Origin of the sequence: Phenylobacterium haematophilum (assembly GCF_014196295.1) — a bacterium.
In the GTDB taxonomy this organism is placed as follows: Bacteria; Pseudomonadota; Alphaproteobacteria; order Caulobacterales; family Caulobacteraceae; genus Phenylobacterium; species Phenylobacterium haematophilum.
Map to the genome: position 1 here is coordinate 59,917 of NZ_JACIDK010000001.1, position 25,119 is coordinate 85,035.

At 68.3% G+C, this 25,119-nt stretch carries 21 protein-coding genes and 1 pseudogene; 19 read left to right on the forward strand and 3 right to left on the reverse strand.

Annotation, left to right across the window (positions count from 1 at the left end; translation table 11 throughout):
• Positions 1 to 230: 230 nt before the first annotated feature.
• From GGQ61_RS00360 to murD, 8 genes are read left to right on the forward strand one after another with little or no spacing between them, the layout of a single operon-like run.
• Positions 231 to 695, forward strand: coding sequence for a division/cell wall cluster transcriptional repressor MraZ (locus tag GGQ61_RS00360; RefSeq protein ID WP_183769392.1), 465 nt, complete (start codon positions 231 to 233; stop codon positions 693 to 695).
• Positions 696 to 1,625 carry a 16S rRNA (cytosine(1402)-N(4))-methyltransferase RsmH gene (rsmH, locus tag GGQ61_RS00365; protein WP_183769393.1) on the forward strand — a complete coding sequence of 310 codons (930 nt, stop codon included), beginning with the start codon at positions 696 to 698 and terminating at the stop codon, positions 1,623 to 1,625.
• Positions 1,622 to 1,945 carry a cell division protein FtsL gene (gene ftsL / locus GGQ61_RS00370; RefSeq protein WP_183769394.1) on the forward strand — a complete coding sequence of 108 codons (324 nt, stop codon included), beginning with the start codon at positions 1,622 to 1,624 and terminating at the stop codon, positions 1,943 to 1,945. Before rsmH ends, ftsL begins: the two co-directional genes overlap by 4 nt.
• Positions 1,942 to 3,696 carry a penicillin-binding transpeptidase domain-containing protein gene (locus GGQ61_RS00375; protein WP_183769395.1) on the forward strand — a complete coding sequence of 585 codons (1,755 nt, stop codon included), beginning with the start codon at positions 1,942 to 1,944 and terminating at the stop codon, positions 3,694 to 3,696. Before ftsL ends, GGQ61_RS00375 begins: the two co-directional genes overlap by 4 nt.
• On the forward strand, positions 3,696 to 5,150 hold the full coding sequence (locus GGQ61_RS00380; RefSeq protein ID WP_183769396.1) for a UDP-N-acetylmuramoyl-L-alanyl-D-glutamate--2,6-diaminopimelate ligase: 1,455 nt from the start codon (positions 3,696 to 3,698) through the stop codon (positions 5,148 to 5,150). The genes GGQ61_RS00375 and GGQ61_RS00380 overlap by 1 nt, the downstream gene beginning before the upstream one ends.
• Complete coding sequence (locus GGQ61_RS00385; protein ID WP_183769397.1) at positions 5,143 to 6,540, forward strand: UDP-N-acetylmuramoyl-tripeptide--D-alanyl-D-alanine ligase; 1,398 nt, start codon at positions 5,143 to 5,145, stop codon at positions 6,538 to 6,540. The genes GGQ61_RS00380 and GGQ61_RS00385 overlap by 8 nt, the downstream gene beginning before the upstream one ends.
• Positions 6,540 to 7,649: a phospho-N-acetylmuramoyl-pentapeptide-transferase gene (gene mraY, locus GGQ61_RS00390; RefSeq protein ID WP_183769398.1), complete on the forward strand. Its 1,110-nt coding sequence runs from the start codon at positions 6,540 to 6,542 to the stop codon at positions 7,647 to 7,649. The genes GGQ61_RS00385 and mraY overlap by 1 nt, the downstream gene beginning before the upstream one ends.
• 18 nt (positions 7,650 to 7,667) lie before the next feature.
• Positions 7,668 to 9,083: a UDP-N-acetylmuramoyl-L-alanine--D-glutamate ligase gene (gene murD, locus GGQ61_RS00395; protein ID WP_183769399.1), complete on the forward strand. Its 1,416-nt coding sequence runs from the start codon at positions 7,668 to 7,670 to the stop codon at positions 9,081 to 9,083.
• On the opposite strand, the gene GGQ61_RS00400 is transcribed toward murD, so the two are convergent.
• Positions 9,080 to 9,913 (reverse strand): class I SAM-dependent methyltransferase, encoded by an 834-nt coding sequence (locus GGQ61_RS00400; RefSeq protein ID WP_183769400.1) that lies wholly within the window; start codon positions 9,911 to 9,913, stop codon positions 9,080 to 9,082. The genes murD and GGQ61_RS00400 overlap by 4 nt on opposite strands.
• A 152-nt stretch (positions 9,914 to 10,065) precedes the next feature.
• On the opposite strand from GGQ61_RS00400, the gene ftsW reads away from it, so the two are divergent.
• From ftsW to murB, 4 genes are read left to right on the forward strand one after another with little or no spacing between them, the layout of a single operon-like run.
• Complete coding sequence (ftsW, locus tag GGQ61_RS00405; protein WP_183769401.1) at positions 10,066 to 11,250, forward strand: putative lipid II flippase FtsW; 1,185 nt, start codon at positions 10,066 to 10,068, stop codon at positions 11,248 to 11,250.
• Between the two features lie 9 nt (positions 11,251 to 11,259).
• Entirely contained in the window at positions 11,260 to 12,357 is a 1,098-nt protein-coding gene (murG, locus tag GGQ61_RS00410) for an undecaprenyldiphospho-muramoylpentapeptide beta-N-acetylglucosaminyltransferase (RefSeq protein WP_183769402.1), read from the forward strand.
• The gene (gene murC, locus GGQ61_RS00415; RefSeq protein WP_183769403.1) at positions 12,354 to 13,766 is read left to right on the forward strand and encodes a UDP-N-acetylmuramate--L-alanine ligase; all 1,413 of its coding nucleotides are present in this window, start codon (positions 12,354 to 12,356) and stop codon (positions 13,764 to 13,766) included. Before murG ends, murC begins: the two co-directional genes overlap by 4 nt.
• Positions 13,763 to 14,671 carry a UDP-N-acetylmuramate dehydrogenase gene (murB, locus tag GGQ61_RS00420; RefSeq protein WP_183769404.1) on the forward strand — a complete coding sequence of 303 codons (909 nt, stop codon included), beginning with the start codon at positions 13,763 to 13,765 and terminating at the stop codon, positions 14,669 to 14,671. The genes murC and murB overlap by 4 nt, the downstream gene beginning before the upstream one ends.
• A 288-nt stretch (positions 14,672 to 14,959) precedes the next feature.
• Here the strand turns inward: murB and GGQ61_RS21965 are convergent, their stop codons facing one another.
• Complete coding sequence (locus GGQ61_RS21965) at positions 14,960 to 15,727, reverse strand: choice-of-anchor K domain-containing protein (protein WP_221220798.1); 768 nt, start codon at positions 15,725 to 15,727, stop codon at positions 14,960 to 14,962.
• Positions 15,728 to 16,035: 308 nt separating this feature from the next.
• Between GGQ61_RS21965 and GGQ61_RS00430 the strand changes: the two genes are divergently transcribed.
• The 5 genes from GGQ61_RS00430 to ftsZ all read left to right on the forward strand — a co-directional run bounded on the left by GGQ61_RS00430 (position 16,036) and on the right by ftsZ (position 22,546).
• Positions 16,036 to 17,412, forward strand: coding sequence for a M20/M25/M40 family metallo-hydrolase (locus GGQ61_RS00430; RefSeq protein WP_183769405.1), 1,377 nt, complete (start codon positions 16,036 to 16,038; stop codon positions 17,410 to 17,412).
• Positions 17,409 to 18,386 carry a D-alanine--D-alanine ligase gene (locus tag GGQ61_RS00435; RefSeq protein WP_183769406.1) on the forward strand — a complete coding sequence of 326 codons (978 nt, stop codon included), beginning with the start codon at positions 17,409 to 17,411 and terminating at the stop codon, positions 18,384 to 18,386. Before GGQ61_RS00430 ends, GGQ61_RS00435 begins: the two co-directional genes overlap by 4 nt.
• Positions 18,322 to 19,236, forward strand: a complete 915-nt coding sequence (locus GGQ61_RS00440; protein WP_183770538.1) for a cell division protein FtsQ/DivIB — start codon at positions 18,322 to 18,324, stop codon at positions 19,234 to 19,236. Before GGQ61_RS00435 ends, GGQ61_RS00440 begins: the two co-directional genes overlap by 65 nt.
• Positions 19,237 to 19,259: 23 nt before the next feature.
• Entirely contained in the window at positions 19,260 to 20,588 is a 1,329-nt protein-coding gene (ftsA, locus tag GGQ61_RS00445) for a cell division protein FtsA (protein WP_183769407.1), read from the forward strand.
• A gap of 338 nt (positions 20,589 to 20,926) precedes the next feature.
• Entirely contained in the window at positions 20,927 to 22,546 is a 1,620-nt protein-coding gene (ftsZ, locus tag GGQ61_RS00450; protein ID WP_183769408.1) for a cell division protein FtsZ, read from the forward strand.
• 53 nt (positions 22,547 to 22,599) lie between these two features.
• On the opposite strand, the gene GGQ61_RS00455 is transcribed toward ftsZ, so the two are convergent.
• Entirely contained in the window at positions 22,600 to 22,830 is a 231-nt protein-coding gene (locus tag GGQ61_RS00455; RefSeq protein WP_221220799.1) for a GNAT family N-acetyltransferase, read from the reverse strand.
• Positions 22,831 to 23,027: 197 nt separating this feature from the next.
• Here GGQ61_RS00455 and lpxC point away from each other — a divergent pair, with 197 nt between their 5' ends.
• Positions 23,028 to 23,966 carry a UDP-3-O-acyl-N-acetylglucosamine deacetylase gene (gene lpxC / locus GGQ61_RS00460; RefSeq protein WP_183769410.1) on the forward strand — a complete coding sequence of 313 codons (939 nt, stop codon included), beginning with the start codon at positions 23,028 to 23,030 and terminating at the stop codon, positions 23,964 to 23,966.
• A 205-nt stretch (positions 23,967 to 24,171) separates the two neighbouring features.
• Positions 24,172 to 25,047 (forward strand): annotated as a pseudogene (locus tag GGQ61_RS00465) (outer membrane protein assembly factor BamD); the annotation flags it as partial.
• Positions 25,048 to 25,119 lie beyond the last annotated feature (72 nt).

The following is a 25,119-nucleotide window of genomic DNA, read 5'->3' on the forward strand; positions in this document are numbered from 1 at the left end:
AGTTCGCTGTATGTTCTGTTGATATCAACTGTGGATGCATGCGACGTGACCGTGAGCTCTTTGAGATTCCCCGAAATTACGGCTTGGAGTCATTGTCTCCCAATTGATCCCATGTTAACCCAATCAGCATCCGTTGAAGATCAGCGGCGCGTCGGAGCTGGGGGCTTCGCGGGTCCAAAACGGGGTGAAGTTGGCGGCTCGCTCGGAGCCGCGATCTGGGGCGCGGCGGGATGTTTCTCTCGACCTTCGAGAAACAAGTAGACGCCAAGCGGCGCATCGTTGTGCCGCAGGAATTCCGCGCGCTCGTGTCCGGCCCTTTTGACGGCATCGTATGCTTCCCCTCGATCGAGGCGGACTGCATCGAGGGCGGCGGTCGGGCGCTGTTCGATCGCTACATCGCGCTGATGGACGAGATGCCGTTCGGCGACCCTGTGCGCTCGGCGATCGAGCTGTCGGTGCTGGGCGGTCAGGCGAAGATGAGTTTCGACACCGCCGGCCGCATCACCCTGCCTGAGCAGCTGTGCGACCAATTCGGCCTGACCGACTGGGTCGTGCTGGTCGGCCTGGGCGACCGTTTTCAGATCTGGGAGCGCGAGGCGTTCCAGGCCCATCGGGCCGCCCAGCGCGAGTTGGCCCGCGCCGGCCTCGCCGAACTGCGCGCCCAGCAGCGCGCCGCCAAGCTGGGAGCGGCTTAGGTGAGCGCGCCCCACACCTCGGTCTTGCTGGATGAAGTGATCGCGGCGCTGGAGCCCGCGCCCGGCAAGCTGATCGTTGACGGCACCTTCGGCGCCGGCGGCTACAGCCGTGCGTTCCTGGCCACCGGCGCCGACGTCGTCGCCTTCGATCGCGATCCCAGCGCGCGCAAGTTCGCCGAAGGCCTGGGCGAGCGCTTCCGGCTGGTCGACGGGCGGTTCTCGCAGATGGCCGACGAGCTGGGCGAAGGCGTCGCCGACGGCGTCGCCCTGGATCTCGGCGTCTCGTCGATGCAGCTCGACCAGGCCGAGCGCGGCTTCTCGTTCATGCGCGACGGGCCGCTGGACATGCGAATGGGGGCTGACGGCCCGACCGCGGCCGACATCGTCAACACCGCCGAGCAGGCTGAGCTGGCCCGGATCTTCTACGTCTATGGCGAGGAGCGGCAGTCGCGCCGCGTGGCCTCGTTCATCGTTCGCCGCCGCGCCGAGCAGCCGTTCACCCGCACGCTGGACCTGGCCGAAGTGATCGAGCGCGCCCTGGGCGGGCGACGCGGGGCCAAGGTGCATCCGGCCACGCGCTCGTTCCAGGGCCTGCGCATCGCGGTCAACGAAGAGCTGTCCGAGCTGGAGGCTGGGCTGATCGCCGCCGAGCGCGTGCTGAAGCCGGGCGGCCGGCTGGCGGTGGTCACCTTCCATTCGCTGGAAGACCGTATCGCCAAGGCCTTCTTCACTGAGCGCGCCGGCAGGACCCCCGGCGGCTCGCGCCATGCCCCGCCGGTCGAAGCCGGCGCGCCCCCGAGCTTCCAGCTGCTGTTCAACGGCGCCCGCGCGCCAGGCGAGACCGAGACCGCGACCAATCCGCGCGCGCGATCGGCCAAGTTGAGGGTGGGGGTTCGCACCTCCGCTCCGGTATGGAAGGAGGCGGCATGAGTCTCCTAACCCGCAAGATTCGGGGCTTCCGGCTGGTCGATGTGGTCGCGCTGGGGGTTCTGGTCGCCGTGATCCTGTCGGTCTACCTGGCCAAGACCATGGCCGGGCGCGAGCGCGCGGAAATCGCCTCGGTCGAAAAGCAGATCGACGCCGAGAAGGCCCGCATCCGCCTGCTGCAGGCCGAAGTCGCCCACCTGGAGCAGCCCTCGCGCATCGAGGCGCTTTCGACGGCGCATCTGGGCATGGGTCCGGTCGGGGCCAAGCACGAGACCACCATCGACAAACTGGGCGAAGTCGCCCTCGGGAAGCCAACGCCGTGAGCCTTGCTCATCCATCGTTCGAAGCGCCGGGTTGGCGCTGGCTCAAGGCCAAGGTCTGGGGACTGGAGCACGCCTTCGAGCGCGCCAAGGCGGCCGGCAAGGCCGAAGACGATACGCGCATCCGCATCTTCTTCGTGCTGGCGCTGTTCGCGACCGCCTTCCTGCTGCTGGCCATCGGCGCGACGCGCGCGGCGCTGTTCTCGGACGCCGGCCGCAGTGGCGGATACGCCGCGCCGGTCGGCGCCTCGCGCGCCGACCTCGTCGACCGCAACGGCGCCATGCTGGCCGCCGACCTGCTGCACTATGGCGTCTATGTCGATCCGCGCGAGATCTGGGACGCCGACGAAACGCGCCGGGCCCTGCGCGCGGCCCTGCCGAACCTGAACCGCCAGCGCCTGGAGAAGGTGCTGAGCGGCGAGCGCCGCGGCTTCGTGGCCGCCGGACTGACGCCGGAAGTGCGAGCTCGCATCCATGCCCTCGGCCTGCCGGGCGTCACCTTCGAGCCGGAAGAGCGGCGGGTCTATCCGCTGGGCACGACCGCAGCCCACCTGGTCGGGTTTGCGGACACCGGCGGGATCGGGCTGGCCGGGGCCGAGCGGGCGCTGAACGACACCATCCGCGGCAATGCTGCATCGAAGACGGCGGTGGCGCTGTCCATCGACCTGCGCGTCCAGGCGGCGCTGGAGGACGAGCTCTACAAGGCCGCGGCCGAGTTCCAGCCACGCGGCGCCGTCGGCATCGTCACCAACGTCCACACGGGCGAAATTCTGGGGATGGCGAGCTATCCGACCTTCGATCCGAACCAGGTCGCCAAGGCCAGCGACGACGCCAAGCTTAACCGCGCGGCGGCTTCGATCTACGAGATGGGCTCGACCTTCAAGGCGTTCACGGTCGCGATCGGTCTGGACACCGGCGTGGCTAATCCGTCGTCGACTTTCGATGCGCGCGTGCCGTACCAACTGGGCTACCGGACCATCAAGGACTACCACGCCGCCCGGAAAATCCTGACCCTGGTCGAGGTGTTCCAGCACTCCTCCAACATCGGCACCGCCAAGCTGGCCGAGAGCGTCGGCGCCGAGCGCCTGAGCAAGTACTTCACCGCTCTGGGCCTGACCAAGCCGGCTCGCGTCGAGCTGATGGAATCGGCCCGTCCCTTGACCCCGCGCAAGTGGGACATGGACGCGGTGGCGTCGACCTCGTTCGGCCACGGCATGAACGTCAGCCCGCTGGCGCTGTCGAGCGCCATGGGCGCGCTGCTGAACGGCGGCTATCTCGTGCCGCTGACCATCAAGAAGCTGGAGCCTGGCCAGAGACCTCAGGGCCAGCGGGTGCTGTCCGAGCAGACATCGATCCAGATGCTGCAGATCATGCGCGCCAACGTCATCGGCGGCAGCGGCAAGTCGGCGAACGCCCCAGGTCTGAGCGTCGGAGGCAAGACCGGCACCGGCGAGAAGTACGACCCGGCGATCCGCGGCTACTCGACCCAGCGCCAGGTGTCGTCGTTCGCGGCCGTGTTCCCGACCGCTGGCGCCGTGCAGGAAGACCGCTACTTCGTGCTGATCCTGATGGACGAGCCGCACGGCACGGCCAAGACTTATGGCTATTCCACTGGGGGCTGGGTCGCCGCGCCCGCCGCCGGCCGCGTCATCGACCGTATCGCCCCGTTCCTGGGCGTTCAGCGCCAGCCCGACCTAATCAAAGTGGTGGGCGAGGGTTCCGTGGCTGCCGAGCCGATCGCGGACGGCCACTGATGCGCAAGATGCTCTCCCAGCTGGTCCAGCGGACCTCTGCGGTCGATCCGGAAGTGACAGGCGTCACCGCCGACAGCCGCAGGGTCAAGCCCGGCTTTCTGTTCGCCGCGCTGCCAGGTTCGAAGGTCGACGGCAAGGCGTTCGCCGCCAAAGCTGTCGAAGCCGGCGCCGTGGCGGTGATCGCGGCCGAGGACATGCCCGAACTGGGCGTGCCGGTGATCGTCACCCCCGATCCGCGCCGGGTCTATGCCCTGGCCGCACGGGCGTTCTGGGGCGCGCAGCCGCCGGTCGTCGTCGCCGTCACCGGCACCAACGGCAAGACCTCGGTCGCCGGATTCTGCCGTCAGATCTTCAACCGCCTCGGCCATCGAGCCGCCAGCATGGGCACCCTCGGCGTCCGCGCGACCGGGCCGGGCCTTGATGAGCAGATCACCCCCGCCGGCCTGACGACGCCGGACGCGGCCGATGTCGCCGAATTGATGTCGGTGCTGGTCGCCAAGGGCGTCACGCACCTGGCGATGGAGGCTTCGTCGCACGGGATCGACCAGCGCCGGCTCGACGGGGCGGACCTGACCGCGGCTGGTTTCCTGAACCTGACCCAGGACCATCTCGACTATCACCACACCATGGAAGCCTACCGCGACGCCAAGCTGCGCCTGTTCGAGGCGCTGCTGCCGCGGGGCGCAACCGCTGTGCTGAACGCCGACTCCGACGCCTACGGCGCTTTCGCCGCCGCGGCGGTCGGGGCGGGGCAGTCGGTGCTGTCAGTCGGCGAGGCCGGGCAGGGGCTGAAGCTGGTCGGTCATGCCCCGACGCCTGACGGCCAGGCCCTCAAGATCGAAGCCAAGGGCAAGACCTATGACGTCGTGCTGCCGCTGGCCGGAGCGTTCCAGGCGTCAAACGCCCTGGTCGCCGCGGGGCTGTGCATCGCCGCGGGCGAGCCGGTCGACGGGGTCATCTCAGCGCTCGGCACGCTTGAGGGCGCGCCCGGACGTCTGCAGCGCGTCGGAACCGGCGCCAAGGGCGGCGAGGCCTATGTCGACTATGCCCATACGCCCGATGGATTGGAGACCGTGCTGAAGTCGCTGCGGCCGCACGTGGAAGGCAAGCTGATCGTCGTGTTCGGGGCCGGCGGCGACCGCGACCGCGCCAAGCGTCCGCTCATGGGTCTGGCCGCCGCCCAGCACGCCGACATCGCCATCGTCACCGACGACAATCCCCGGTCGGAAGTTCCGGCCGCGATCCGCGCCGAAATCCTGGCCGGCGCGCCGGGCTCGCGCGAAGTCGGCGACCGCCGCGAGGCGATCCGCGCTGGCGTGGCGCTGATGGGGCCTGGCGACGTGCTGGTCGTCGCCGGCAAGGGACATGAGCAGGGCCAAACCGTCGGTTCGACCGTTCATCCCTTCGACGACGTGGCTGAAGTGTCCGCGGCGCTGGAGGCTGGGCATGTCTAATCCCCTCTGGACGTCCGAAGAGATCGCCGCTGCGACCGGCGGCCGGCTTTCCGGCCGGCCGTTCACGGTCGACGGCGTTTCAATCGACACCCGCAGCATCGAGGCCGGCGACCTCTTTGTCGCCCTGGCCGGCGCGCGCGACGGTCATGAGTTCGTGCCGCAGGCTCTGGCGGCCGGCGCGGCCGCAAGCCTGGCGTCGAAGAGCGTCGACGGCTCCAGTATCGTCGTAGTCGACACGCTCAAGGCCTTGGAACAATTGGGCGAAGCTTCGCGCGAGCGGGCGTCGCAGGCGCGTCGGGGCGCGGTGACCGGCTCGGTCGGCAAGACGAGCGTCACCCAGGCCATCCGGGCCGGGCTTGAGCGCGCCGGCCGCGCGCACTCGTCGGTGAAGAGCTACAATAACCATATCGGCGTGCCGCTGACCCTGGCGCGGATGCCGCGTGACACCGAGCGGGCGATCTTCGAGATCGGCATGAACCACGCCGACGAGATCACCCCGCTGTCGCGGTTTGTGCGTCCGCACGCCGTCGCGATCACCACGGTCGGGCCGGTGCATGTCGAGAACTTCCCCGATGGCGAAATAGGCGTGGCGCGCGCCAAGGCCGAGATCTTCGCCGGCATCGAGCCGGGCGGCGTGGCGGTGCTCAACGCCGACAACAAGTGGTTCGAGCTGCTGGCCGAAGAGGCCCACAAGGCCGGCGCGACCGTGCGCAGCTTCGGCGCAGGCAAGGATTGCGACGCCCAGCTTGTCGACTTCGCGCCCGAGCCGGGCCGGGCGGTGATCAAGGCGCGGCTGCACGGCAAGGCGCTGGACTTCCCGATCCTGCAGACAGGTTTCCATTGGGGCCCCAACAGCATGGCGGTGCTGCTGATGCTGGAGGCGCTAGGCGTCGGCCTCGACGACAGCCTGGCGGCGCTCGGCGGATTCGAGCCGCTGGCCGGCCGCGGGGCCGAGAGGGCGATCAAGCTCCCCGGCGGCGTCTTCACGCTGATCGACGAGAGCTACAACGCCAATCCGATCTCGATGGGCGCGGCGTTCGCCAGTCTGGGCGCGCGCAAGACGGGGGGGCGGCGGATCGTCGCCCTGACCGACATGCTCGAGCTCGGGGCCGAAGCGCCCGCCTTCCATGCCGGCCTGGCCGAACCGCTGGATGCGGCCAAGGTGGACCTCGTGTTCGCCGCCGGGCCGCTGATGAAGTCCCTGTGGGACGCACTTCCGCCGACTCGTCGCGGCGGTTACGCCGAGAGTGCGGCGGAGCTGGCGCCACTGATCAGCGCGGCCGTCGAGCCGGGCGATCTGGTGATGGTGAAGGGGTCCAACGGCTCTCGGGCGGGCGCGGTAGCAGCTGCGCTGAGCGCGCTCGACGTGCGTTCGGGGGAGACGGGCTGATGCTCTACTGGCTGTATCAACAGCTCGCCGCGGACGGCTATGTGCCGTTCCTCAACCTGCTGAAATATCAGACCTTCCGGACCGGCATGGCGCTGTTCACGGCGCAGCTGGTGGTCGTGGCCATGGGCTCGCGCTTTATCCGCTGGATGCAGGCCAAGCAGGGCAAGGGCCAGCCGATCCGCGCCGACGGCATCGAGCGTCACGTGGTCGAGAAGGCCGGCACTCCGACCATGGGCGGGGTGATGATCCTCGCCGGCCTACTGGTCGGCACCCTGCTGTGGTCCGACCTCAGCAACGTCTATGTCTGGGCGGTGATCCTGGTCACCGCCGGCTACGGGGTGCTCGGCTTCACCGACGACTACGCCAAGGTCACGAAGCAATCGACCGCCGGGGTTTCGGGCAAGATTCGCCTGCTCATGGAGGCGGCGATCGCTATCGCGGCGGTAGCCCTGATGGTGATCTTCGGCACCAGCCCGCCGGAGACGCCGGAGCTGTCGACCTCAGTCGCCTTCCCGATCTTCAAGCAGCTTTTGATGCCGCTCGGCTGGTTCTACCTGGCGTTCGGGGCCTTCATCATCGTCGGGGCGGCCAACGCCGTGAACTTCACCGACGGCCTGGACGGGTTGGCGACGGTGCCGGTGATGATCGCGGCCGCCGCTTTCGGCTTCATCGCCTATCTCGTCGGCAACTACGTCTTCGCCCAGTACCTGAAGCTGCACTTCGTACCGGGCGTGGGCGAGATCGCGATCTATTGCGGGGCGATGATCGGCGCCGGACTTGGCTTCCTCTGGTACAATGCGCCGCCGGCTAAGATCTTCATGGGCGACACCGGCTCGCTGGCTCTGGGCGGCGGCATCGGCGCCGTGGCCGTGGCCACCAAGCACGAGATCGTGCTCGGCATCATCGGTGGTCTCTTCGTGATGGAGACCCTGTCGGTGATGATCCAGGTCGCCTCGTTCAAGCTCACCGGCAAGCGGGTGTTCCGCATGGCGCCGATCCACCACCATTTCGAAAAGCTCGGCTGGTCCGAGAGCACGGTCGTGATCCGCTTCTGGATCATCGCGGTCATGCTCGCCCTGCTGGGCCTTGCGACGCTGAAGCTGCGGTAGGGGAGGGCAGGCAGTCTCATGATTCCGGTCCGCGGCTTCGAAGGCAGGACGGTCGCCGTGTTCGGCCTGGCCCGCACAGGGCTGACGGCCGCGCGCGCGCTGATCCTGGGCGGCGCGAAGGTCGTAGTCTGGGACGAAAAGGCTGAAAGCCGCGCCGCCGCCGAGGCCGAGGGGCTGGACCTCCAGGACCTCTCGACCGCCGACTGGTCTCAGTTCGCCGCCCTGATGCTGTCGCCGGGCGTACCGTTGACCCATCCGACCCCGCACTGGACGGTCGAGAAGGCCAAGGCCGCCGGCGTCGAGATTCTCGGCGATGTCGAGCTGTTCGCGCGCACCGTGAACGCCGCGCCGGATCACAAGCGCCCGAAGATCGTCGCCATCACCGGCACCAACGGCAAGTCGACCACCACCGCCCTGATCGGCCACATCTGCGCCGCCGCCGGGCGCGACGTGCGGGTCGGCGGCAATATCGGCCAGGGCGTGCTGGGCCTGGAGGACATGCACGGCGGGGCGGTCTACGTGCTTGAGTTGAGCTCCTACCAGTTGGACCTGACCTCGAGCCTGAAGCCCGACGTGGCGCTGCTGCTCAACGTCTCGCCCGACCACCTCGATCGCCACGGCGGAATGGAAGGGTATGTCGGGGCCAAGCGCCGTATCCTGCTGAACCAGGGGAAGGGCGACACCGCCGTCATCGGCGTGGACGACCCCTGGGGCCAGCGGATCTGCACCGAGATCACCGCCGCCAACCGTCGCACCATCGTTCCCATCTCGGCTTCAAAGGCCATGGGCCGTGGGGTCTATGTCTTGCAGGGCCTGCTCTATGATGCGACCGGCGAGCGGGCGGTGGAAGTCGCCGACCTGCTGCGCGCGCGTTCGCTGCCGGGCCGCCACAACTGGCAGAACGCGGCCGCCGCCTACGCCGCCGTGCGCGGCCTAGGCCTGACCTCGCAGGAAGCCGCCGACGGCCTGATGAGCTTTCCGGGGCTGGCGCACCGGATGGAGACGGTGGGCGCGGTCGGAAAGGTGCGGTTCGTCAACGACAGCAAGGCGACGAACGCGGACGCGGCGCGCCAGGCGATGTCCAGCTATCCGAAGTTCTACTGGATCGCCGGCGGCGTGCCGAAGGCCGGCGGCATCGACAGCCTGGGCGATCTCTTCCCGCGGATCGAAAAGGCCTACCTGATCGGGGAGGCGCAAGACGACTTCGCTGCGACACTTGAAGGCAAGGCCAAGCTCGCCAAATGCGGGACGCTGCCGGCCGCTGTGGCCGCCGCCTATGCGGACGCCGCGGCTTCAGGGCATGACGCCGTGGTGCTGCTGTCGCCGGCCTGCGCCTCGTTCGATCAGTTCGCCGACTTCGAAGCGCGCGGCGAAGCGTTCCGCGAGGCGGTGCTGGGGCTGAGCCGCCCGACCGCCAAGGGCGCGCGCGCCTAGGCTCGAGCCGTCACCAGCCAGCAACCGGCGACCATCGGCACGACGCCGTCCACGGCCTCGGCCTCCAGGGCGTTTTCCACTGCCTCACGCACCTTGCCGCGTGTCGCCTCATCCGCCTCGCGCAAGGCCGCCGCGACCGGGCCCATTCGCAGGCTTAGCGTGACCAGATCGTCCAGCGCGATGGGCGTCGGCGTATCGAGCCGGGTGATGTCGATGTCGCTCCAGCCGCTGCGCGTGAGGATCCCGCGCACCCGCTCCGGATCGGCGAAGGCGAAACGGCCGGGGGCAAGCGGATCGGCAGCCGGGGAGGGCGGCAGGAACGGCGCGGCGGCGCGTCCGGGGATGACCGCCATCGGGTTGTCGGCTGGGCTGCGCCAACAGGCGAAGACCAACTCGGCCCCGGGCTTCAGGCTGCGACGGATGTTGGCGAAGGCGGCGTCGAAATCACTGAAGAACATTACCCCGAACCGGGACATCGCCGCGTCGAAGGTCGCCTGGTCGAAATCATAGGTCTGGGCGTCGGCCTGTACGAACTGCGCCCCCGCCGTCGCCTGGGCGACGGCGATCTCGATCAACGGTGCGGAGATGTCGACGCCGAGGCTGAGTCCCTCGGAACCGAGCCGCCGGGCCATGGCCAGGGTGGTGGCTCCCGCGCCGCAGCCGATGTCCAGGACTCGCTTGCCGACCCCTGGGAAGGCGCGCTCGACCAGGGCCTCTTCGATCGGCCGGTTGAGGTTGTCCATCATATCCTGCAGGTCGACCCAGGCTTGGCCCCCGGTCTTGTTCCAGTAGGCGGCCTGATCGGTCGGGGCGGAGGGGGCCTGGGGCATCGAGACGTCCTTCTTCGGCGGGAAAGCGATGTCGCCTGTAGCGACGAAAGAATTCAAGTCGCAGGGCCGTCGAGCGGTCGCTTGGTTAAGATATCTTAAGCATGCCGCGGGCATCTGGAGGATACGGGCCGCTGCGCCCGCGGAGACGCCCCATGAGTCACATCCATCGCCCCCAGCAGGCCCACGCCTTCGCGCGGAGCGACCGCTCGTCGGTCGGGATCTGGTGGTGGACGACGGACCGCTGGATGCTGGGTGCGGTCGCCGCCCTGATCGCCATCGGCGTGATGATGTCCTTCGCCGCCAGCCCGGCGGCGGCGGCGCGCATGAACGTCGGCGATCCCTTTCACTTCGCGGTGCGCCAGTGCGTGTTCGCGGTGACCGGCGCGGCGATCCTGATCGGGGTGTCGATGCTCGATGCGAGGGGGATCCGGCGCGCGGCTTTCTTCATCTATCTGGTCGCCATCGCCATCATGCTGATCCTGCCGTTTCTGGGGCACACGGCCAAGGGCGCCACGCGCTGGGTGCAACTCGGCGGCTTCACCCTGCAGCCGTCCGAGTTCATGAAGCCGGCGCTGATCGTGCTGGTGTCGTGGATGTTCTCGGAAGGGCAGAAAGGGCAGGGCGTGCCGGGCGTCTCGATCGCCTTCGGCCTCTACTTCCTGTCGGTCGGGCTGCTGCTGATCCAGCCGGATGTCGGCCAGACGGTGCTGATCACCATCGCCTTCGGGGCGGCGTTCTGGATGGCCGGGGTGCCACTGTCCTGGGTGATGCTGCTGGGCGGCGTAGCGGTGACGGGTCTCAGCTCGACCTACTTCCTGTTCCCGCACGTGGCCAGTCGCGTGGACCGCTTCCTCAGCCCTGATCGCGCCGACACCCACCAGGTCGACCGCGCCGCCGAGGCCATCGCCGCCGGCGGCTTCTTCGGCCGCGGTCCGGGCGAAGGCGTCATGAAGCGTCACGTGCCCGACCTGCACACCGATTTTATCTATTCGGTCGGCGCCGAGGAGTACGGGCTGATCTTCTCGCTGCTGTTGATCGTGCTATTGGGCTTCATCGTCACGCGCGGCCTCTATCGCGCCATGAAGCTGACCGATCCCTTCGAGCAGGTCGCTGCGGCCGGACTGTTCGTCCTGGTTGGGCAGCAGGCCTTCATCAATGTGGCGGTGAACCTGAACATGATCCCGACCAAGGGCATGACCCTTCCGTTCATTTCGTACGGCGGCTCGTCGATGTGGGCGATCTGTCTGACCTTCGGCATGGCGCTTGCGCTGACTCGCCGTAGACCGGGCGCCTATTCCCAGGGCGAGGGCCTCGCCAAGGCCGGCGCGTTCGCCTAAAGGCTCGTGATGCGCAAAATCGCTGTCGTCGCCGCCGGGGGAACCGGCGGCCATCTGTTTCCCGCACAGGCCCTGGCTGAGGCGCTGATCGCCCGTGGATGGCGCATCGTGCTGGCCTCCGACGAGCGCGCCGCCGCGTTCGCCGAAAGCTTCCCGGCCGAGGAGCGCATCGGGCTGTCGGCCCGCACCTTCCAGCGCGGCGACGTGGTCGGCATGGCCCAGGCCGGTATCGCCATCGTGCGCGGAGTCATGCAGGCGCGCGCCGCCTTCACGCGCATCGATCCAGCCGTCGTCGTCGGATTCGGCGGCTATCCGTCGGTGCCTGGCCTGCTGGCGGGCATCACCCAAGGGCGGCCGACGCTGCTGCACGAGCAGAACGCGGTGATGGGCCGCGCCAACCGGCGGCTGGCCGGACATGTGCGCGCGGTGGCTTGCGCGTTCCCGGTGCTGCAGAAGGCCCCAGGACGAGTGGCTGAGAACGCCGTCGTCGTGGGCAATCCGATCCGGCCCGACATCCGGGCCCTGGCCGACCATCCCTATACGCCGCCGACCGCCGACGGTCCGATCCGCCTGCTCATCACCGGCGGCAGCCAGGGCGCGCGACTGCTCTCCGAGTTGATGCCCGAAGCGATCAAGAAGCTGCCCGAGGACCTGCGTCACCGGCTCGACGTCCAGCAGCAGACCCGCAAGGAGTCGATGGACAACGCCCGGCGCATCTACGCCGACGCGATGGTCAAGGCGGAGATCGCCCCGTTTTTCCGCGACATGGCCACCCGCTTGCGTGACGCCCATCTGGTGATCGGCCGCTCGGGAGCCGGTTCAGTCTGCGAGTTCGCGGTAGCCGGCAAGCCGGCGATCCTTGTGCCGCTAGCCATCGCTCTGGACGACGATCAGGGGCAGAACGCCCGGGTCATGGCCGAGGCGGGCGGGGCGGAGGTTGCCCGCGAGAACCAGCTGACCGTCGATACGATGGCGGGCGCCCTGCAGAAGCTGCTGACCAATCCCGACCGCCTGGCGCGCATGGCCGCCGGCGCCCGATCCATCGCCAAGCCCGACGCGGCCGAACGCCTGGCCGACCTGGTCGAGAGAACCGCCGTCCAAAAATGAACAAGCGCCCCGTCCCCTTCGCCCTCGGCCCCGTGCATTTCATCGGCATCGGCGGCATCGGCATGAGCGGCATCGCCGAGATCATGCTGCGCATCGGCTACACGGTGCACGGCTCCGACGCGAAGGCCAGCGTCAACACCGAGCGGCTCGAGAAGCTGGGCGCCAAGGTGTTCATCGGCCAGGATGCGGCCAATGTCGAAGGCGCGTCGGCAATCGTCTATTCGACGGCGATCAAGGCCGACAATCCGGAGATGGTCGCGGCGCGCGAAAAGCGGCTGCCGCTGGTCCATCGCGGCGAGATGCTCGCAGAACTGACCCGCCTGCAGTACTCGGTCTCGGTCGGCGGCACGCACGGCAAGACCACCACGACCTCGATGGTCGCCGCCCTGCTGGACGCCGGCGGCATGGACCCGACTGTGATCAACGGCGGCATCATCAACGCCTACGGCACCAACGCCAAGGTGGGCGAGGGCGACTGGATGGTGGTCGAGGCCGACGAGAGCGACGGCACCTTCCTGAAGCTGAAGTCGACCTGCGCCATCGTCACCAACATCGATCCCGAGCATCTGGACCACTACGGCGACTTCGAAGCCGTGAAGAAGGCGTTCCAGGATTTCGTGGAGAACGTGCCGTTCTACGGCTTCGCCGCGGTCTGCACCGATCATCCGGAGGTCCAGGCCATGGCCGCGCGGGTGCAGAACCGCCGGGTCATCGCCTATGGGACCAACCCGCAGGCCGAGGTCCGGGCCGAGAAGATCAGCATGGGCCCGGATGGCTCGCGGTTCGACGCGGTGTTCGCCCCGCAAGACGGCCCGGTGACGCGACTGGAAAACCTGCACCTGCCGATGGCCGGCCGGCACAATGTGCTGAACGCCACGGGCGCGATCGCGGTCGCGCGCGAACTGGGCGTGTCTGACGAAGACATCCGCAAGGGCCTGACCGGATTCGGCGGCGTGAAGCGCCGCTTCACCACCACTGGCGTAGCGGGCGGCGTGCGCATCATCGACGACTACGGCCACCACCCTGTCGAGATCGCCTCGGTGCTCAAGGCCGCGCGCGCGGTGACTGAAGGCCGCGTCGTCGCCGTCGTCCAGCCGCACCGCTATACGCGCCTTCACGACCTGTTCGACGAATTCTGCGGCTGCTTCAACGACGCCGACACCGTGATCGTGGCCGATGTCTATACGGCCGGTGAGAGTCCCATCCCGGGCGCAGACCGCGATGGCCTCGTCGAGGGACTGCGCCGCTTCGGCCATCGCCGGGCGCTGGCGCTCGAAAGCCCTGCCGATCTCGCGCGGATCGTGCACGAGGAGGCCAAGTCCGGCGACCTGGTGGTCTGTCTGGGCGCCGGCGACATTACGGTCTGGGCGCACGCGTTGCCCGGGCAGCTTGAGGCGTTGAACCGATGAGCTGGCGAGACAACCTGCCCGAGGTCCGCGGCCGGCTGCTGCGGGACGAGCCGCTCGGCCCGTTTACCTGGTTCCGCGTCGGCGGCGCGGCCGACGTGCTGTTCCTGCCGGCCGACGAGGCGGACCTGAGCGACTTCCTGGCGGCCCTGCCGACCGAGGTTCCGGTGACGGTGCTGGGGGTCGGGTCTAACGTCATCGTCCGCGACGGCGGCGTCGAGGGCGTGGTCATTCGCCTTGCCGGCAAGGCCTTTGCGGAGATCTCGATCGACGAGGAAGAAGGCTGGATCATCGCCGATGCTGGCGCTCTGGACGCCATGGTCGCCAAGGCGGCGGCCAAGGCCGGACTGGCAGGGCTGGAATTCTATGCCGGCATCCCCGGCACCATCGGCGGCGCCCTGACCATGAACGCTGGCTGCTACGGCAGCGAGACCAAGGACGTGCTGGTCTCGGCATGGGGCTTCGACCGCAGCGGCGAGATCGTCAGCTATTCGCTGGAGGACTTCGGCTACACCTACCGCCACAGCGCCGTGCCGCCGGGCGAGGTGATCTGGATGCAGGCCGTGTTCCAAGGACGCCCGGACGAGCCGGCAGCCGTAGAGGCGCGCATGGCCGAGATCACGGCGCGGCGCGAGACCACGCAGCCGATCCGCGAGAAGACCGGCGGCTCGACCTTCAAGAACCCGCAGGGGCATTCGTCCTGGAAGCTGGTCGACGAGGCCGGCTGGCGTGGCAAACCTTTCGGCGGAGCGATGTTCTCGCCGCTGCACTCGAACTTCATGATCAACACCGGCGAGGCGACCGCAGCCGACCTCGAAGACCTGGGCGAAGCGGTGCGGGCCGACGTCAAGGCGAAGACCGGGGTCGAACTGGAGTGGGAGATCAAGCGGATCGGCCGAAAGGCCTGAGGGCGTGTTGTTCCTGCCAGCACGGCGCGCCGCGCCTGGAGCCCGGCACGCCGCCGTCGTGGCGATGTGGGAAGAGAGCGCCGACGAAGCGCATGCCCGGTTTTCCCGGGGGCTTGATCGGGCAGATCGCCGCCCATCCGGGCGGGCGCTGGTGATCGTGACCACGGAAGGGTGATCAGCCTGTGGGCCAGCCGCAGGTTTGGTTTCGACCCCAGTCTTTGTGGCGCAGCTTGAACCTCGGGCCGTGCTCGTGACCGCGTCCGACGCCGAGTAGCGGGCGATCGAGCCCTAGGTCGCGAGGATGTTGCGCCGGCGGCCGGCGCGTACGGCGGTCCCCGCGACGCCGAACCCGATGATCATCATCGCCCAGTTCGCCGGTTCCGGAACCGCGGCGGTCACTAGGCGCAACTGAGCACGCAGGTCGGCCGAGCCGCTCTCATTCTCGCGTGCCCAGAACTCCTCGACGGGATTGCCGTCGTGGACGAGCCCGGAGATGTCGAGAGCGTAGTACTTGCCGTCGATCTTGATCAACTCGGCCGGCTTGAGCAGCGTCGCGCGCACCCGATCGGCGCAGCCGTACAGATTGCTGGCGTCGCGGTCACGCTCGCCGTTGCCGCAGACGCCGTTCACGCCATGCGCGTTGTTCGGCGTCTCCCAATGCTCGAAGCCATAGACGAAGTTGCCCAAGCCCTGATTGACGCCGTCGACGACCACGGAAGTCGAGACCGACAGCGTGATCCCCGTGATCGAGCCGCCGCTGACCTTGGCGTCATCATAGGTGAAGGCGCCGATCCTGAACGGCGCGGGGCCTTCGCCCAGGGTCTTGCTGACGTCCGACGCGCCTGAAAAGACGTAGCTGCTCTTGGAGAGCGCGTCGCCCCTGACGGCTTGCGCCTCATCGGTCCCGGCGCCCGTGTAGGCGACCTTCGCGCCTTTCGCGTTGGACCAGACGCCGGCGAAATCGGTGAACAGGATCGTAGCCGCAACCGCAGGAGCGGCGACCGCGCCAAGCGACAGGGTCGCTGTGGCGGCGGCCCCGATAGAGCGCGCCCTCATCTGGAACCTCTTACGACTCGAGCTGTCACGCCGGACCCGACGAACTTGGTTAACCGGTAGCGTCGTTACGTCGCATTTACAAGCGGGAATAGAGATTTTCCGGGATTCACCCGAGTAATGGCTTGGCCATGAGACGTGTGCGTCTGCTTCGGAAGTGCAGTATTCGTGCGAGCTTACACTTGCGGAAGTAGATCGGCGCGATCGCGAGTTGAGTCGCCCGGGTGCGGGCGATGCCGCGGGTGGGCCGGTGCCTGCGGCCGAGCGGCACTTGGCTTGACAGCACTCCCTGCGAAAGGCACCGGCGGCGCATGCGTATTGCTTTGCTCGCGGCCGCCGCCGCCACCCTGGTCTCGGCCAACACCGCCTTCGCCACCGACCTCGCCGCCGCCGCTGTGGCGATCAGAGACCGCGCCCTAGCGGACACAACCGCCTGGGACGTCACAGAGTCGCTGACGACCGAGGTGGGGGCGCGCCCGCAAGGATCGCCCGCCATGGACCGCGCCCGCGACTGGGGCGTGGCCAAGCTGAAGGCCCTGGGGTTCGAGAACGTCCACGTCGAGACCTTCGAGACGGAGTCCTGGCTGCGTGGCGCGGAGTCCGCCGAGGTCGTCGCGCCGTTCCCACAGAAGCTGCAGATTTTGGGGCTGGGCCGCTCGGCGGCGACGCCGGCTGGCGGGCTGGAGGCCGAGATCGCGCTCTTCCGCAGCTATGATGAATTGCTGGCCCAGCCGCCCGGGGCGCTGAAGGGCAAGATCGCCGTGGTCACCGAACCTATGCGCCGCACCCAGGACATCCGTGGCTACGCCGGCGCCGTGCGCGCCCGTTCCGGCGGCGTCGAGGCGGCCAAGCGCGGGGCGGTCGCTTATCTGGTGCGTTCGATCTCGACCGACGACACGCGGTTGCCGCACGGCGGTGGCGCGGCGATGTCGGGCATTCCAATGGCGGCGCTGTCGCCGCCCGACGCCGAACTGCTGGAGCGTATGGTCGCGCGCGGCAAGCCGGTCCGGATCAAGCTTGCCATGGCCTCGACCTATCGCGCCAAGGCGCCGGCCTACAACGTGGTCGGCGAGATCCGCGGACGCGAGAAGCCGGAAGAGGTCATCGTCATCGGCGGGCACCTCGATTCCTGGGACGCCGGCACCGGCGCCGTAGACGATGCGGCCGGCATCGGCGTCACCACGGCGGCGGCCAAGCTGATCTCGGACCTACCGCAGCGCCCCCGCCGCACGGTGCGCGTGGTGATGTGGGGAGCCGAAGAGCAGGGCGGTTCGGGCGGTGCCTATGCCGAGGCCAACAAAGCCGAGGTTCCGAACATGATCGTCGCTGGCGAGAGCGACCTGGGCGCGGGCGAGATCTTCAACGCCAAGCTGCCCGCTGGCAGCCTGGACCATCCCGCCATGAAGGCCTTCGCCGCAGCCGTGAACCCGCTGCGGGTGATCATCTCGCGCGATCCGGCCCAGGACGGCGGCGCTGATGTAGCCGGCCTTAAGCGGCTCGGGACGCCGGTCGTGGAGTTGCAGCAGGACGCTGGTCGCTACTTCGACCTGCACCATTCTGCAGACGACACGCTGGACAAGGTCGATCCCAAGGAACTCGCCCAGAACGTGGCCGTCTGGGCCGCCTTCGTTTACACCGTTGCGGACAGCGATATCGACTTCCGCAAGACTGCGAGCGTGAGCCAGTGAGCCTTCCCCTATCCGGACACCATGTCGCCCTGCTGCTTGGCGGCCTTTCTTCCGAACGCGAGGTCAGCCTGTCGTCGGGCAAGGAGTGCGGCGCGGCGCTCGAACGCCTGGGCGCCAAGGTGAGCTATGTCGACGCTGGCCGCGATCTGGCCCAGGTGCTGACGGCGCTGAAGCCTGACGTGGTTTTCAACGCTCTGCACGGGGAGTGGGGCGAAGACGGTTGCGTCCAGGGCATCCTAGAGACCCTGCAAGTCCCGTATACCCACTCGGGCGTGCTTGCTTCGGCGCTGGCGATGGACAAGGCCAAGGCCAAGGCGGTTATGGCTGCTGCGGGCGTCACCGTGCCGGGCGGTGGGCTCTTCAACCGCCACGTCGCGGCGGCGGATCACGTGATGGCGCCGCCTTATGTGATCAAGCCGAACGCCGAAGGTTCGTCGGTGGGGGTGTTCATCGTCCGCGAGGGTGCGAATCGCCCGCCGCAGGAACTCGTCTCGCCACAATGGACCTTCGGCGAGGAGGTCATGATCGAACCCTATATCCGCGGCCGGGAACTGGCCGTGGCCGTCATGGACGGCAAGGCTTTGAGCGTTACCGACATCATCCCGCAAACTGAATTTTACGATTACGAAGCCAAGTACGCCGCGGGCGGTTCCGTGCACGTCGTCCCGGCCGAAATTCCGAAGCATGCCTTTGAAAAGGCGTTGGAATTGTCCGAGCTGGCGCATGCCGCCCTTGGTTGCCGGGGAGTTACCCGGTCCGATCTTCGTTATGACGACATTAACGACATTCTGGTCCTTCTGGAGGTCAACACCCAGCCCGGCATGACGCCTACCTCGCTCGCGCCCGAGCAGGCGGCTCACAAGGGGGTGGATTTCGAACGTCTAGTGCTTTGGATCACGGAGGATGCGTATGCCCGCGGCGATGCGGGGGGAGTCGCGAGCTCAAGCGAAGCCCCGGGCCAAAACGCCCGCTAGCTCCAAGTCCGCGCCCCGCGCCAGAAAGCCGGGGGCGGCTTATGCGCCCGGCAAGTTGGGCGCGGCCCGCGGCGTCGGGCTGTCGCCGTGGCATGCTCTGATCGCGGCCGCCGGCGTGGTCACCATCGCACTGACCGTGACCATGGTGACCGGCCACCGAGGCGAGAAGCTGAGCGCCTCGATGGGCTCGGCGGTCGGCGGCCAGCTCGCCGCGCTTGGCTTCAAGTTGAAGGCGATCCATGTCGAGGGTGCGTCAGAGATGGCGGCCGCCGACATCCTGCGCGCCGCCGCGGTCTACCAGGACGAGCCGGTCGTCGGCATGGACCTCGAGGCCATCCGCCAGCGGGTTGAAGCGGTGGGCTGGGTCAAGGAAGCGCGGGTCGTGCGCCTTCTGCCCGACACCCTCGTGCTCGCCGTGGTCGAGCGCCGCCAACTGGCGGTCTGGCAGAACGGCGGCCGAAGCTACGTCATCGACGAGACCGGCCGGGTGATCCCCGAGGCCGATCCCGGCCGCTTTGCGACCCTGCCGCTGATCGTGGGCGCGGGGGCGAACGAGGCCGCTGCGGCGATCCTGCCGGAAGTCGCGGCCCGGCCGCGGCTGGCCGAGCGCACCGAGGCGCTCGTGCGCGTCGACGGTCGTCGCTGGGACCTGAGAATGAAGGATGGATCGCTGGTGCAACTGCCGGCGGTCGACGAGGGCGCGGCCCTGATCCAGCTCGAACAGCTCGATCAGCGCTCGCGCATTCTGGAACTGGGCTTCGAGCGGATCGACCTGCGCGATCCGACCGTGGTGGCCGTGCGCCCGCGCGACGGCGTGCTGCCGGGCCAACTGGTCGCCAACGGCGCGTGAGATTGAAGGAAGGACGTACGGACTTGTCGACCCGGGTTGAGGAACGCAAGGAAAGCCGCGAGGGCCTGAAGGCCGCGCTCAGCCGCCAACCTGTGGTGGCGGCCGTGGACCTTGGCGCGTCCAAGGTCACCTGCTTCATCATGAAGCCCGACGGCGTGCGCCGCGGCGACCGCACCCTGACCGCGGCCGGCGTCGGCTACGTGCAGTCGCGCGGCGTGCGGGGCGGGGCGATCATCAATCTCGACGAGGCCTCGGATGCGATCGCCCAAGCGGTCGAACGGGCTGAGAACGTCGCCGGGGTGCAGGTGCAGGGCGTCACCGTCGCCACAGCCGGCGGCCAGCTGACCAGCCACCGCATCGCCGGTCGCGTCTCCATCGGCGCCCGCCCGATTTCGGACGGCGACCTTGTCCGGGCCATCCAGCAGGCGCTGGGTCAGATCAAGATTCCGGGCCGCCGCGCCGCCCACATCCTGCCGGTCGCCTGGAGCGTCGACGGCCAGGCCGCCATCCGCGATCCACGGGCCATGTTCGGCCGTTCGCTGGGTGTCGAGCTGCTGGTCGTCACGGTCAGTGAGGCCGTCTACCAGACCCTCGGCGCCTGCGTCGAACGCGCTCACCTGCAGTTCGAGGGCGTGGTCGCCGCGCCGTTCGCCTCTGCGCTCGCAGCGCTGGAAGAGGACGAGATGGATCTGGGCGCAGTCTGCATCGACATGGGCGGAGGGTCGACCTCGGCCGCGGTGTTCGCCGGCGGCAGCCTGATCCACGTCGAAACCCTTCCGGTCGGCGGCAGCCACGTCACCGCCGACATCGCCCGCGGCCTGTCGACTTCGGTCGCCGGCGCCGAACGCATCAAGACCCTGCACGGGTCGGCCATAGCCTCGGCCAACGAGGACCGCGAGATGATCGAAGCGCCGCCGCGCGGCGACGATCCGGGCGCGGGGCCGGTCATCGCGCCGCGCTCGTTGCTCAAGGGCATCATCGCCCCGCGGGTGGAAGAGACGCTCGAACTGCTTCGCGACCGTCTGAAGGCGTCAGGCGCGCCGGTCGAGGCCGGCGCCGGTTTGGTCCTTACCGGCGGCGCCAGCCAGCTGGCCGGCGTCCGTGAAGTCGCCGTGCGGGTGTTCGACCGTCCGGTCCGTTTGGGCCGCCCGCGTCGGGTGCCGCATCTGGCGGACGCCGCTTCCGGGCCGGCTTTCTGCGCCGCCGCCGGGGTGCTGCAGCGCGCCGCATTCGGCCCGCGCGAAGCGGTCTCGGCCAAGGCCCTGGCCAGCGCAAAGCTGCGCCGCGAGCCGCTAGACCCCCGCGCCAATCCGGTGGCCAAGGCCGCCGCGTGGTTGCGGGAAAATCTCTAGGCGGAGCGATTTAAGCTTCGCCACGAAGATGAATTGTGCCCTGGGCATGCTCGCTCAGAGTGCAAAGCCCTGTTCGCAGAGCAGCTTAGCGCACAGCGTTCGATAAACGCCTGAAGCCAAGACCGCCGCCGCGGCGTGGTTAACGCTCAAGCCTTACACAGCAAGAAATTTTGTTGTGGATGCGGCTTCACGCGCCTTCACGCGCCTCCGACTCGCCTTATGCAGTTAACCGCCAATTAACGATGGTGGGCGCTTCCTTAACGCCAGCCGTCGCGGGAACCGGGCGGGCGGGTCGCCTTCAGTTCCCTTGACCACGGTACGGAGGACACAGGGTCCCAATGGCTATCGCACTTTCCGCGCCGCGCGCGACCGAACTGAAGCCGCGGATCGTTGTGTTCGGCGTCGGTGGCGCCGGGGGCAACGCCGTCAACAACATGATCGAGGCGCATCTCGAGGGCGTCGAGTTCGTCGTGGCCAACACCGACGCACAGCAACTGGCCTTCGCCAAGACCGACCGCCGCATCCAGCTCGGCGTGACGGTGACGCAGGGCCTCGGCGCCGGGGCTCATCCGGAAGTCGGGATGAGCGCTGCCGAGGAGTCGATCCCGGAGATCGGCGAGCACCTCGACGGCGCCCACATGATCTTCATCACCGCCGGCATGGGCGGCGGCACCGGCACCGGGGCGGCCCCGATCATCGCCAAGTGCGCGCGTGAGCGCGGCATCCTGACCGTCGGCGTCGTGACCAAGCCCTTCCACTTCGAAGGCCGCCACCGCATGCGTCTGGCCGACGCCGGCATCGGCGAACTGCAGCGCTACGTCGACACCCTGATCGTCATCCCGAATCAGAACCTCTTCCGCGTCGCCAACGAGCGGACCACCTTCGCCGAAGCCTTTGGCATGGCCGACCAGGTCCTGCACTCGGGCGTGCGTTCGATCACCGACCTGATGGTGCTGCCGGGCCTGATCAACCTCGACTTCGCCGACGTCCGCACGGTCATGACCGAGATGGGCAAGGCGATGATGGGCACCGGCGAGGCGACCGGCGAAGATCGCGCCCTGATGGCGGCCCAGAACGCCATCGCCAACCCGCTGCTGGACGAAGTCTCGCTGAAGGGCGCCAAGGCCGTGCTGGTCAACGTGACCGGCGGTCTCGACATGACCCTTCTGGAGGTCGATGAAGCGGCCAACGCCATCTCCGAACAGGTCGACGCCGAGGCGAACATCATCTTCGGCGCCGCTTTCGATCCGACCCTGGACGGCATGATCCGCGTGTCGGTCGTCGCGACCGGCATGGACGGCGCCTCGATGGCCGCCATCGAGCCGAAGGTCGAGCGCAAGCCGCTCGCCGCGCCGCCGCTGCGCGCCGAGACCACGCGTCCGGCGCCGGTGACCGAGCCAGTGATGCGCGCGACGCCGACTTACGAACGTCCCTCGCCGCCGAGCTTCGCCGACCGCCCGGCGCCGCGTTATCCGGAGCCGGCCGCCTATGTGCCGCCGACGCCGACCGTGACGCCTGTCGCCGCCGCGCCGGCTCCGGCGCCTGCGCCGATCCCGTCTCCTGAGCCGATCAAGGCCGTGTTCGAAGAAGAAGAGCAGGGCGATCTCTACAGCGCTCCGGCGCCCGCGCCGGCTCCGGCCCCGGTGGTCGCCGCGGCTCCCGAGCCGCAGGTCGCCCGCCCGATGACCAAGATCATCGACCCGGCGGTCGAGGAGTTCGAGGAAGAGCCGCTGTTCGCCGAGCCGACCTACGAGGAGCGCCGTCCGCAACGCGGCGGGTTCCTCAGCCTCTTTGGCAGCCGTCCGCGCTATGAGCAGCCGGCCCCGCAACCGACGCGCCAGCAGGCGCCGGTGAGCCGCGGCGGTGCGCTGCCCGCCGAGCAACCGGCCCAGGAAGCCCAGTTCGACAGCCAGGAAGACCTGGAGATCCCGTCCTTCCTGCGGCGCCTGGCCAACTAGGCTGATCGATCAGATCGATGAACGGCCGGACGCGAGTCCGGCCGTTTTTCGTTTCAGGTTCCAGGAATCTCCGAGGTCGGGCCGATGAAAGACAGGCCCAAGTTGGTGGCGACACGCTGCGAGGCGTGGTTCGTCGCCGAGGTGCTGTAGAACAGCGTCAGTTCGCGCAGGTCGGGCAGGGCGCTCCAACTGGCGACGGCCTGAGCGGCCATGCCGCGGCCGTGGAAGGCCTCGAAGTGACCAGACCCAGCTCCGCGCCGCGGAGGCCTAGGCGAGGCCGTCACGGCGTGGCCTCCATCGGTCGCCGAACGTCCTTGCGTCCAACCTGGAGGCGCGCCAATTTCGGGGGCATCGACGGGCGAGAGGGGGGCTCTTCCCTTTGAATCCTAAGGGTTTCTTAACCGTCCCAAATCGAAACATTGCGAAACAGGAAGTGTTTTGCTGCGGCGCGGCATAACCCTTACCTGACAGTTGGGGCGTTATGCGGCCATCTGGCCGTGTGCCCGAACGAGGAAGGCGGCGAGTTTTGCGCGCACAAGAGTTTCAGCACACCCTGCAGGGTCCGGCGATCTTCGCCGGCGTCGGCGTCCACACGGGCGCCTATACGCGTGTCGCCGTCCGCCCCGCCCCGACCAATTCGGGCATCGTCTTCGTCCGTACCGACCTCACCGACCGTGACAACCGCGTCCCTGCCACCGGCGAGGCGGTCACAAAGACCCAACTGGGCACCGTGATCGAAAACGCCGCCGGCGTGTCGGTCTCGACCATCGAGCATCTGATGGCCGCCCTGGTCATGCTGGGCGTCGACAACGCGATCGTCGAGCTCGATGGGCCGGAAATGCCGATCATGGACGGCTCGTCGCTGCCGTTCGTACAGATCCTCGACCGCGCCGGCCGCCGCCAGCAGGACGCGCTGCGCACCTATATCGAAATTCTAGAACCGATCGAGTTCATCGACGGCGACAAGCGCGCCAGTCTGACCCCTTCGGACCAGTTCGAAGTCGCCTTCGAGATCCGTTTCCCGTCCGCCGCCATTGGCCGTCAGGCCGTGGACCTGGTCATGGACGAGCAGGCGTTCCGCGACGAGTTGGCCGACTGCCGGACCTTCGGTTTCCTGCACGAGGTCGAGTATCTGCGCTCGATCGGCCTGGCCCGCGGCGGTTCGATGGAGAACGCGGTGGTCATCGAGGGCGACCGCATCCTCAATCCGGAAGGCCTGCGCCGTCCGGACGAGTTCGTGCGTCATAAGGCGCTGGACGCTATTGGCGACCTCTATGTGCTTGGCGCGCCGATCCTCGGCCGCTTCGAAGGCGTTCTGGCAGGACACGGCCTGAACAATCAGTTGGTCCGCGCATTGCTCGCCGCGCCCCAGTCGTGGCGCTATCGGACCCTGGCGCCGGAGCTGGCCCAAGCGGTCTAACGGCTTTGAATTCGGCAGGCCGCCGCGCCGCTCGGGGCGCGCGTTTGCTCATTGCTGGGGTTGAACCGCCATGGCCTGCGAGCGGCGCCATGCGACCATGACGACTGGTTAGCTGCGTCATTGCACTCCGCCGCATTTGCGCCCTGCATTCCATGCTGTAGAAGCGGGGACTCGCGGCGCGGGGGCGCGCGTCGTTCCTTTTGAGGTGAAGGTGTCCTTGCTTCGCAATAACCGGACTCGCACGGCTCTCATCGTCGGCTGCGCCGCTCTCGCCCTGGCCTCTTGCGCCGGCAAGAAGGAGAAGCCCCGCCTGGCTTATGAGGAGCGGCCCGTAGAGCTGCTCTACGCCACGGGCGCGGACCGTCTCGACCGCGGCCTGTGGAATCAGGCCGTCCAGTACTTTGGCGAGGTTGAACGTCAGCACCCTTATTCGGAGTGGTCGCGCCGCGCGATCCTGATGACCGCCTACGCGCACTATCAGGGCAACGACTACGCCGAGGCCATCGGCGACGCCGACCGCTTCATCTCGCTTTATCCGGGCAATCCGGCCGCCGCCTACGCTCACTATCTGAAGGCCATCTGCTACTTCGAGCAGATCGTCGACGTGGGCCGGGACCAGGCCGCCACCGGCCAGGCCCTGGCGAACCTGAACGAGGTCGTTCAGCGCTATCCGCGCACCGAGTACGCGGCTGACGCACGCTTGAAGATCGACATGGTCAACGACCAGCTCGCCGGCAAGGAAATGACCATCGGCCGCTGGTATCTGCGCCAGGGCGACACTCTGGCGGCGATCGGCCGCTTCAAGACGGTCATCGAACGCTATCAGACCACCAGCCACACGCCGGAGGCGCTCTATCGCCTGGTCGAAGCCTATCTGACACTCGGCCTGGCCGAAGAGGCCAAGCGAAACGGCGCGGTGCTCGGCTACAACTATCCGGGCGACGTCTGGTATCGCGACGCCTACAACCTGCTGACCGACAAGGGCCTGCGCCCGGCGGTCGAGCCGGCCCAGTCGAAGAAGCCGAGCCTTGTCTCGCGACTGCCGTTCGTGAAGGACAAGGATGCGACCATCCGGCCGCCCGCCGCTGATGCTGCGCCCGCCGAGGTTCCGGCCGCCGAGCCGCCGCCCGCCCTGGAAACCCCGCCGACGGCG

What these genes read in the sequence shown, in the direction of transcription:
- GGQ61_RS00360 (WP_183769392.1), top strand. Translation starts at nt 231, where the DNA reads ATGTTTCTCTCGACCTTCGAGAAACAAGTAGACGCCAAGCGGCGCATC.
- ftsL (WP_183769394.1), top strand. Translation starts at nt 1,622, where the DNA reads ATGAGTCTCCTAACCCGCAAGATTCGGGGCTTCCGGCTGGTCGATGTG.
- GGQ61_RS00380 (WP_183769396.1), top strand. Translation starts at nt 3,696, where the DNA reads ATGCGCAAGATGCTCTCCCAGCTGGTCCAGCGGACCTCTGCGGTCGAT.
- GGQ61_RS00385 (WP_183769397.1), top strand. Translation starts at nt 5,143, where the DNA reads ATGTCTAATCCCCTCTGGACGTCCGAAGAGATCGCCGCTGCGACCGGC.
- mraY (WP_183769398.1), top strand. Translation starts at nt 6,540, where the DNA reads ATGCTCTACTGGCTGTATCAACAGCTCGCCGCGGACGGCTATGTGCCG.
- murD (WP_183769399.1), top strand. Translation starts at nt 7,668, where the DNA reads ATGATTCCGGTCCGCGGCTTCGAAGGCAGGACGGTCGCCGTGTTCGGC.
- GGQ61_RS00400 (WP_183769400.1), bottom strand. Translation starts at nt 9,913, where the DNA reads ATGCCCCAGGCCCCCTCCGCCCCGACCGATCAGGCCGCCTACTGGAAC.
- ftsW (WP_183769401.1), top strand. Translation starts at nt 10,066, where the DNA reads ATGAGTCACATCCATCGCCCCCAGCAGGCCCACGCCTTCGCGCGGAGC.
- murG (WP_183769402.1), top strand. Translation starts at nt 11,260, where the DNA reads ATGCGCAAAATCGCTGTCGTCGCCGCCGGGGGAACCGGCGGCCATCTG.
- murC (WP_183769403.1), top strand. Translation starts at nt 12,354, where the DNA reads ATGAACAAGCGCCCCGTCCCCTTCGCCCTCGGCCCCGTGCATTTCATC.
- murB (WP_183769404.1), top strand. Translation starts at nt 13,763, where the DNA reads ATGAGCTGGCGAGACAACCTGCCCGAGGTCCGCGGCCGGCTGCTGCGG.
- GGQ61_RS21965 (WP_221220798.1), bottom strand. Translation starts at nt 15,727, where the DNA reads ATGAGGGCGCGCTCTATCGGGGCCGCCGCCACAGCGACCCTGTCGCTT.
- GGQ61_RS00430 (WP_183769405.1), top strand. Translation starts at nt 16,036, where the DNA reads ATGCGTATTGCTTTGCTCGCGGCCGCCGCCGCCACCCTGGTCTCGGCC.
- GGQ61_RS00440 (WP_183770538.1), top strand. Translation starts at nt 18,322, where the DNA reads ATGCCCGCGGCGATGCGGGGGGAGTCGCGAGCTCAAGCGAAGCCCCGG.
- ftsZ (WP_183769408.1), top strand. Translation starts at nt 20,927, where the DNA reads ATGGCTATCGCACTTTCCGCGCCGCGCGCGACCGAACTGAAGCCGCGG.
- lpxC (WP_183769410.1), top strand. Translation starts at nt 23,028, where the DNA reads ATGCGGCCATCTGGCCGTGTGCCCGAACGAGGAAGGCGGCGAGTTTTG.